The organism is Corallococcus sp. 4LFB, from assembly GCF_046520365.1.
Taxonomy (GTDB): Bacteria; Myxococcota; Myxococcia; order Myxococcales; family Myxococcaceae; genus Corallococcus; species Corallococcus caeni.
The window spans coordinates 1-7717 of sequence record NZ_JBKGHJ010000406.1; the positions used below are offsets into that span (position 1 = coordinate 1).

The window sequence follows — 7717 nt, forward strand, 5'->3', positions numbered from 1 at the left end:
TGCGGCGTGGGCTCGATGGGCCGAGCGCCACCGGGCTCCCCGCCCGCTGGGTGCCGGACAGGCTCGCGGCCCCGGCACCGCCCTTCGCCGAGCGCAGCGTCACGGCCGTGCCGTCGCTCACCGCCATCACCTCGCCGTCCTGGTCGGTGCGGAAGGTGCGCGCGCGCACGTCCTTCAGGCGGCCCAGGACCTCCGGGCTCGGGTGGCCGTAGTCGTTGCCCACGCCACAGGAGATGACCGCCGCCTGCGGCTTCACGCGCTCCAGGAAGGCCGCGGTGGAGGAGTGCTTGCCGCCGTGGTGCGCCACCTTCAGCACCGTGGCCGTGAGGTCCAAGGGCTTCCGCAGCAGCACCGCCTCCGTGGGCGGCTCCGAGTCCCCAGTGAAGAGGAACGCCGTCTTCCCGTACGTGAGCTTGGTGACGATGGAGTTCGCGTTCGCGTCCGAGCGCGTGTCCGCGAGGAACGACTCCTGGGGCACGCGCGGCCAGAGCACCGTGAGCGCCACGCCCTCGCCCAGCCCCACGGTGAGCAGCGTCTGGGGCGAGGCCGGGTTGGGCTCCGGGCTCATCACCTGGCCCACCTCGTTGCCCAAGAAGTCCAGCAGGTCGCGGTACGCCTCGCTCGGGTGGTCGAAGCCGGGGTCCATGAAGCGCTTCGCGCCCACCGCCTTCACCGCCGCGCGCAGCCCGCCCAGGTGGTCCAGGTGCGGGTGGGTGAGGATGACCAGGTCCAGCGGGCCCTTCACCAGCTCCCGCAGCCGCGCCGCCAGCCGCGTGCTGGCCTCCGGGGGGCCACCGTCGATGAGCACCGTCTTGCCCGTGGGCGACACGATGAGCGCCGCGTCCCCCTGGCCCACGTCCAGGAAGTAGACCGTGAGCCGCCCGGGAGCGGGGGAGGGGAGGGCCGGGGAGGCCGGAGCCGCCGCGTGGCCCGGCAGCGCCGCGAGGAGGAGGACAAGGAGTGCGAGCAGCCGCGCGAAGACCTTCACGGGTTGGAACTCTACAGCCCCGCTCCCCTTCGCGGCACCCCGTGCGTTGACCGGACGCGCAGTCCTCCCGCCAGCGCTTCCCCGAGGGCCGGGACTGGGCTAAGGGGCGCCGCATGCCGTCCGACGCCGAAGCCTTCTTCACCGTCCTGGAAGAGCTGGTCGACCAGGCCCGCCACCGTCTGCACGCCTGGAAGGTCCAGCAGGAGGCGGCGCCGCCCGCGCCCGCCGCCGTGCTGAGCGCCGAGCCCCCGCGTCCGCCCGGTGCGAAGACCGCCACCGCGCGCGTGGACCCGGCCACCCTCCTCAAGGCCTCGGACCTGGCGCCGTACATCGACCACACGCTGCTCAAGCCCGAGGCGCGCGCCGAGGACGTGGTGCGCGTGGCGGAGGAGGCCCGCCAGTACGGCTTCGCCACCGTGTGCGTGAACAGCTGCCACGTGGCCACCGCCGCGCGCGTGCTGGCCGGTTCCTCCGCCGTGCCCATCGCCGTGGTGGGCTTCCCGCTGGGCGCCGCGCTGTCGTCCGCGAAGGCCTTCGAGGCGCGCGAGGCCATCCGCGCGGGAGCCCGTGAAATCGACATGGTGCTCAACCTGGGCGCGCTCAAGGCGCACGACTACCAGCGCGTGCACCAGGACATCGCCGCGGTGGTGGAGGCCAGCCACCCGCTGCCCGTGAAGGTCATCCTGGAGACGGGCCACCTCACGGACGAGGAGAAGGTCGTCGCGTGCGCGCTGTCCAAGGCCGCGGGCGCCGCGTTCGTGAAGACGTCCACCGGCTTCGGGCCCGGCGGCGCCACGGTGAAGGACATCGAGCTGATGCGCGCGGTGGTGGGGGACGAGGTGGGCGTGAAGGCCTCCGGGGGCGTGAGGTCCGCGGAGGACGCCGTGAAGCTGCTGCGCGCGGGCGCCAACCGCCTGGGCGCCTCCGCGTCCGTGGCCATCGTCACCGGGCAGATCTCCACCGCGCAGTACTGACCCCTTCCGGAGACGCGCACCGTGACCCCGAAACAGCGAGAGGACTTCCTCCAGCAGTTGCTCGCGCTCCACGCGGAGCTGACCGGGAAGACGCCCCTGCGCATCGAACCCAACCGCACCGACGAGGCGCGCGTGGGCGGCGACGAGGACGAGCAACCCCTCAACGAGATGATGCAGACCATCGCCTCCAGCCGCAACCGCAACACCGACGGCACGCTGGCGCGCGTGGTGAAGGCGCTGGGCAAGCTGCGCGAGGACCCGGACGCCTTCGGCGAGTGCGAGGAGTGCGGCGAGGAGATTCCCCTGGGCCGCCTCAAGGCCATGCCCTACGCGGAGTTCTGCGTCGCGTGTCAGAACAACAAGGATGGCCCCAAGGGGCCGGTGCGCCGCAAGCACCTCACCGACTACAAGGGCTGAAAGCAGCCCCTTCTCCAACCACGAGGCAACGCGCGATGGACACGACCGGACTCAGGGAGCGGGCGGAGGCCTGGCGCAGGGCGGATCCGGATCCGGAGACCCAGGCGGAGCTGGCCAACGTGCTCGCGAAGCAGGACTGGGCGGACCTGGCGGACCGCTTCGCGCAGGACCTGGAGTTCGGCACCGCGGGCCTGCGCGGCGTGCTGGGCGCCGGCCCCAACCGGATGAACCGCGCCGTCGTGCGCCGCACCACCGCGGGCCTGGCGCGCTACCTCAAGGCCACCGTGCCGGACGTCACCACGCGCGGCGTCGTGGTGGGCCGCGACGCGCGCCGCTTGAGCAAGGAGCTGGCGGAGGACACCGCCGCCGTGTTCGCCGCGGAGGGCATCCCCGCGCACGTCTTCCCGGAGCCGGTGCCCACGCCCGTCACCGCGTTCGCCGTGCTGCACCTCGACGCCGCCGCCGCGGTGATGGTGACCGCCAGCCACAACCCGCCCGAGTACAACGGCTACAAGGTCTACTGGGGCAACGGCGCGCAAATCGTCCCGCCGCAGGACGTGGGCATCGCGGACGCCATCGCGAAGGTGGAGGCCGCCAACGCCGTCCCGCTGCTCACGCCCGCCGAAGGCCGCGCGAAGGGGCTGTGGCGCGACCTGCCGGAGGACGTGGGCAACGCGTACCTGCGCGCCATCCTGGACCTGCGCCTGTACCGCAAGGGCAGCGACACGCTGTCCATCGTCTACACCGCCATGCACGGCGTGGGCGGCGCGTGGGCGGCGCTCGCGCTCAAGGAGGCGGGCTTCCCGCGCGTCACCCCCGTGGCCGAGCAGCAGCAGCCCGACGGCCGCTTCCCCACCGTGCGCTTCCCGAATCCCGAGGAGCCGGGCGCCATGGACCTGTCCATCGCCACGGCGGAGCGCGTGAAGGCGGACCTGGTGCTCGCGAATGACCCGGACGCGGACCGGCTCGCGGTGATGGCGCGGGATGCCTCCGGGAAGCTGCGCCTGCTCACCGGCAACGAGGTGGGCGTGCTGCTGGGCCACTACGTCCTCACGCAGGGCACCAAGCGCGCGCGCCCGCACGTCGTCACCACCATCGTGTCCTCCACGCAGCTGGGGGAGATCGCGCGCGGGCTGGACGCCGCGTACGACGAGGTCCTCACCGGCTTCAAGTGGATCGCCAACCGCGCGCTGGAGCGCACGGCGAAGGAAGGCACGCAGTTCGTCTTCGGCTACGAGGAGGCGCTCGGCTACACCGTGGGCACCGCCACGCGCGACAAGGACGGCGTGGGCGCGGGCGTGGTGATGGCGGACCTGGCCGCGTGGTGCGAGGCCCGCGGCACCACCGTGCTGGGCTACCTGGAGGAGATCCAGCGCCGCTTCGGCCTGCACGTGGGCGCCCAGCGCAACGTGACCCTCCCTGGCGCCGCCGGTGCGCAAACCATCCGCGCCATCATGGAGGCCTTCCGCGCGTCGCCGCCCCAGGACATCGGCGGCACCCGCGTGAGCGCCGTGCGCGACTACCAGCAGGGCGAGGGCGGCCTGCCCCCGTCCAACGTCGTCGCCTTCGCGCTGGAGGGCGGCGGCCGCGTCACCCTGCGCCCCTCCGGCACCGAGCCCAAGATCAAATACTACTTCGAGCACAAGGAGACGCCCGCCCCCGGCGAGCCGCTCCCCCAGGCCCGCCAGCGCGCGGAGGCGAAGCTCGCGGCCCTCATCGACGCCTTCCTGGCGCTGGCCCGCGAGCGTGGCCAGCCCGACTGAGTCCTGAATCACCCTTCAACTCAACCCAACGGGTCGCGTCCCCTGTCGCGGCCCATCGCAGAAAGGAACCGCGTGAAGCGCTTCATTCCTGGTTTCCTCCTGGCCGTGCTCCTGGCCGTCCCCGGCACCGCGGCGGCTCGCGGGCAGGGCTGGTCCCTGCTGGCGGCGGACACCGTCGGCTCGGGCCGCAACATGTTCAGCGCGCAGATTGGCTTCCCGGGCCTGACGCTGGGCCTGCTGCACGGCGGCTCCGACACCGTGGATATCGGCGGCAAGTTCAGCTTCAACTGGGGCCGTGAGGGCCTGGTGGACGCGTCCGACGCGGGGCTCAAGCTCCAGGGCTGGCTGCGCGTGATGATTGCCCGGACGGACAAGGTGGCCTTCGCCATCACCTTCCAGCCGGGGCCGTTCATCTACTTCCCCCGGGGCAACACGCTCTTCGGCATGGCGCTGCCGGTGGCGTTCGTGGTGGGCATTCCCGTGGGCAGCGCGCTGATGATCAACGCCGGCATCGACGTGCCGTTCAACGTCTACATCGGCGAGGGCATCGGGCCGGTCATCCCCATCCTCTTCGGAGGCGGCCTGGAGTACTTCGTCAGCAACAACCTCAACGTGAACTTCAACCTGCGGCTGGGGCCCTCCATCGTCCCGCGCTTCGACGACAGCTACTTCACGATGGAAGCGCTGGCGGGCGTGGCCTACCGCTTCTAGCCAGGCGTCACGCGGGCGGGGAGCGGGTCCCCGCCCGTGGGGTGGCTTGGAGCGGCTACCAGGACGACGTCTGCTCGGGCAGCTCCACCGTGAAGGTGCTGCCCAGGTTGACGCGGCTCTTCACGGTGAGCTTGCCGCCCATGCTCTCCACCAGGGTGCGCGCCACCGTGAGGCCCAGGCCCACGCTCTTCTCCGGGGCCTTGGTCGTGTAGTACGGCGAGAAGATGGCCTGCAGCTCGTCCTCGAAGATGCCGATGCCGGTGTCCTTCACGAAGAGCTGCGGACCGAAGTCACCGAACATGTCCGGCAGCTCCACGCCCACGTGCACCACGCGCGGCCGGTCCTTCACGTCCTCGACGGCGTCCACCGCGTTGCAGACCAGCTCCGTCAGCACCTGCTCCAGCTGACGGCGGTTGAACACCACCGCGATGGGGTCCTCCGGCAGCACCGCGCGCACGTCCGCGCGGCCCAGGCGGCCGGAGGCGCGCAGGCGGGACACCACCTCCGGCACCACCTCCCGCAGGTCGAAGCGCTGGATGTCCTTGGGGGAGGTGGGGCCCAGCGACAGCAGGTGCTGGCCGTGCAGGCGCATCTGCTCCCCGGCCACGCCCAGCTTGAGCAGCTCCTCCGAGTCCGGCGGCAGCCCCAGGCCCGCGCGGGCGCGCACGTGCTCCAGCGCCCGCTGCAGGCCCACGCCCAGCTGGTCCATCTGCGTCGCCAGGTCCGCGGCGAGCGTGCCCACGCGCGCCAGGCGCTCCATGCGCACCCAGCGCGTGCGCGGGTCCTGAAGCACTTCCCGGACGCCGCCCTGCTCGCGGTGCGCCTTGAGCTCCAGCAGGGTGTGGACGCGCACCTTCAGCTCCAGCGGGTCCAGGGGTTCGGTCGTCAGCAAGTCGTCCACACCTGCCTCCATCACCTCGCGGCGCGTCTGGCGGTCCGCGGAAGGCGTGAGCATGAGGATGGGGAACTGCGGCGGGGCCAGCTCCTCGCGAAGGCGCCGGTACGCGGCCAGGCCCACCGTGCGGGCGCGGTCCACGTCCAGCAGCACCAGGTCCGCGGAGTGGCGGGACACCGCCTCCAGCGCGGCCGTCGTCCCGCTCGCGGGCAGCACGTCGTAGCCGGCGGGCGTGAGGATGGAGCGCACCCGCTCCACCCCGCCGGACTCCATGTCGATCGCGATCACGCGAGGGCGCTGGGGTGACGTCGAGCCTGTTCCCGTCGTCTGCATGTTCACGCCACCCCAGCCTGGAAACCGGGCCCGCCACCGCCCGGAGGCGGTGTCTCGAACCCGGGGGACCGCGTCCCGGAACCGAACAGGGCCACCTGCCGCCCCTGCTCGCTGTCCAGTACGCAATCCGACATGGGCGCACTCCCTTGCCAGCGCCATGCCGGACGTCCACCCAACGGCAGATCAGCCCACACTGGAAAGGCTGAAAAACATGTCCCAGTAAGGTCAGGGGGTTGGCGGATCAGCCCGGAATGACCAGACGCATCAGGACAGGTGGCCGCTTCAGATTTCGCGGGTCGGACCTGACCAAAAGTGGATTTGGACCCGGGTCTGAGAATACCCGGGCCCTCTCAAAATGGTCAGCGGGCTTCCTGCTCGTAGGGGGTGCCGAGGGCGGCGGGGGCGTGGCCGCGCTGGCCCTGGAGCGCGAGGACGAGGAGGGTCAACAGGTAGGGCAGGGCGAGCAGGAAGCCCTGGGGAACCAGGTCGAGGAGCCAGGGAGCGCTCGAGGCCAGCCCGATTCTCAGCGCGTTGCCGAAGGCGAAGAAGAGCGCGGCGGCGAAGGCCCCCAGCGGCGTCCAGCGGCCGAAGACCATGGCCGCCAGGGCCATGAAGCCCAGGCCCGCGGGGGTGTGCTGTTCGAAGCGGTCCAGGACGGCGGTGGACAGCACCGCGCCGCCCAGGCCCGCCATCAGCCCGCCGCCCAGCACCGCGCCCCAGCGCAGGGCGGGCACGGACAGGCCCAGCGTGGCCACCGCGTGCGGCTTGTCCCCCACGGCGCGCAGGCGCAGGCCCAGGGGCGTGCGCGACAGGAGCAGGTGGAAGAGGAAGGGCAGGGTGAGCGCCAGGTAGGTGGGCGCCGCGTGGCCGGACAGCGCGCCCAGGAGCGGGACGTGGGACAGGCCCGGGAGGTTCCAGCGGGACAGCTGGGTGATGGCGGGCGTGCCGTTGGGGCCGTAGAGCGACTCCAAGAGGAAGGTGCCCCCCGCCATGGCCACCAGGTTGAGGGCCATGCCGGAGACGACCTGATCCGACCGCCAGCGGATGCTCAGGAAGCCGTGCACCGCGGCGAGGCCCGCGCCCGCGCCCATGCCCACCAGCACCGCGAGCGGCGTGGGCAGCACGAGCGCCGCCACGGCCGCGCAGAAGGCGCCGGTGCGCATCATGCCCTCCACGCCCACGCTCACCACGCCCGCGCGCTCGGAGAGCATGGCGCCCAGCGCGGCGAACACCAGCGCGGGGGCCGCGTCCAGGGTGGAGAAGAGGAGCGAGTGGAGCACCTCAAGCACGGGGCACCTCCACCTGCGCCTGGGACGGGGCCGGGGGCTGGGCCCGGGCGCGCTTCTGGCGCCGGTCCAGCAGGGCGAGCCACACCATGCGGCCGGCGACGAAGAGCAGCGCGAAGCCCTGGATGAGCTCCGGGAAGCTCTTGTGCACGCCGAGCAGCTGCATGCGCGTGCGCCCGCGCGCAGGACGCCGAAGACGGCCGCGGCCAGCGCCGCGCCCAGCGGGTGGTTGTTGCCGATGAGCGCGATGGCGATGCCGTCGAAGCCGTAGGGCGCGCCCAGCGAGCCCGGGTAGCGCCCCTCGGTGCCCAGCACCAGCACCGCGCCGGCCAGGCCCGCCAGGGCCCCCG

General features: G+C 72.5%; 7 protein-coding genes and 1 pseudogene. 4 read left to right on the top strand and 4 right to left on the bottom strand.

What is annotated here, in order from left to right:
- Positions 1 to 988, bottom strand: a 988-nt coding sequence (locus tag ACLEQD_RS32080; RefSeq protein ID WP_410389304.1) for a ComEC/Rec2 family competence protein, incomplete at its 3' end; no start/stop codon positions are given.
- A gap of 113 nt (positions 989 to 1101) precedes the next feature.
- Here ACLEQD_RS32080 and deoC point away from each other — a divergent pair.
- From deoC to ACLEQD_RS32100, 4 genes are all read left to right on the top strand, one after another.
- Positions 1102 to 1962 carry a deoxyribose-phosphate aldolase gene (gene deoC, locus ACLEQD_RS32085; RefSeq protein ID WP_410389305.1) on the top strand — a complete coding sequence of 287 codons (861 nt, stop codon included), beginning with the start codon at positions 1102 to 1104 and terminating at the stop codon, positions 1960 to 1962.
- A gap of 21 nt (positions 1963 to 1983) precedes the next feature.
- The gene (locus ACLEQD_RS32090) at positions 1984 to 2379 is read left to right on the top strand and encodes a TraR/DksA family transcriptional regulator (RefSeq protein WP_410389306.1); all 396 of its coding nucleotides are present in this window, start codon (positions 1984 to 1986) and stop codon (positions 2377 to 2379) included.
- Between the two features lie 35 nt (positions 2380 to 2414).
- On the top strand, positions 2415 to 4142 hold the full coding sequence (locus ACLEQD_RS32095; protein WP_410389307.1) for a phospho-sugar mutase: 1728 nt from the start codon (positions 2415 to 2417) through the stop codon (positions 4140 to 4142).
- A 72-nt stretch (positions 4143 to 4214) separates the two neighbouring features.
- Positions 4215 to 4853, top strand: coding sequence for a hypothetical protein (locus ACLEQD_RS32100; RefSeq protein ID WP_410389308.1), 639 nt, complete (start codon positions 4215 to 4217; stop codon positions 4851 to 4853).
- Between the two features lie 55 nt (positions 4854 to 4908).
- Here the strand turns inward: ACLEQD_RS32100 and ACLEQD_RS32105 are convergent, their stop codons facing one another.
- From ACLEQD_RS32105 to ACLEQD_RS32115, 3 genes and pseudogenes are all read right to left on the bottom strand, one after another.
- Positions 4909 to 6036 (bottom strand): sensor histidine kinase, encoded by a 1128-nt coding sequence (locus ACLEQD_RS32105; RefSeq protein WP_410389309.1) that lies wholly within the window; start codon positions 6034 to 6036, stop codon positions 4909 to 4911.
- Between the two features lie 404 nt (positions 6037 to 6440).
- Entirely contained in the window at positions 6441 to 7370 is a 930-nt protein-coding gene (locus tag ACLEQD_RS32110) for an ABC transporter permease (RefSeq protein ID WP_410389310.1), read from the bottom strand.
- A pseudogene (locus ACLEQD_RS32115) lies at positions 7363 to 7717 on the bottom strand (ABC transporter permease subunit); the annotation flags it as partial. The pseudogene ACLEQD_RS32115 and the gene ACLEQD_RS32110, both read right to left, overlap by 8 nt.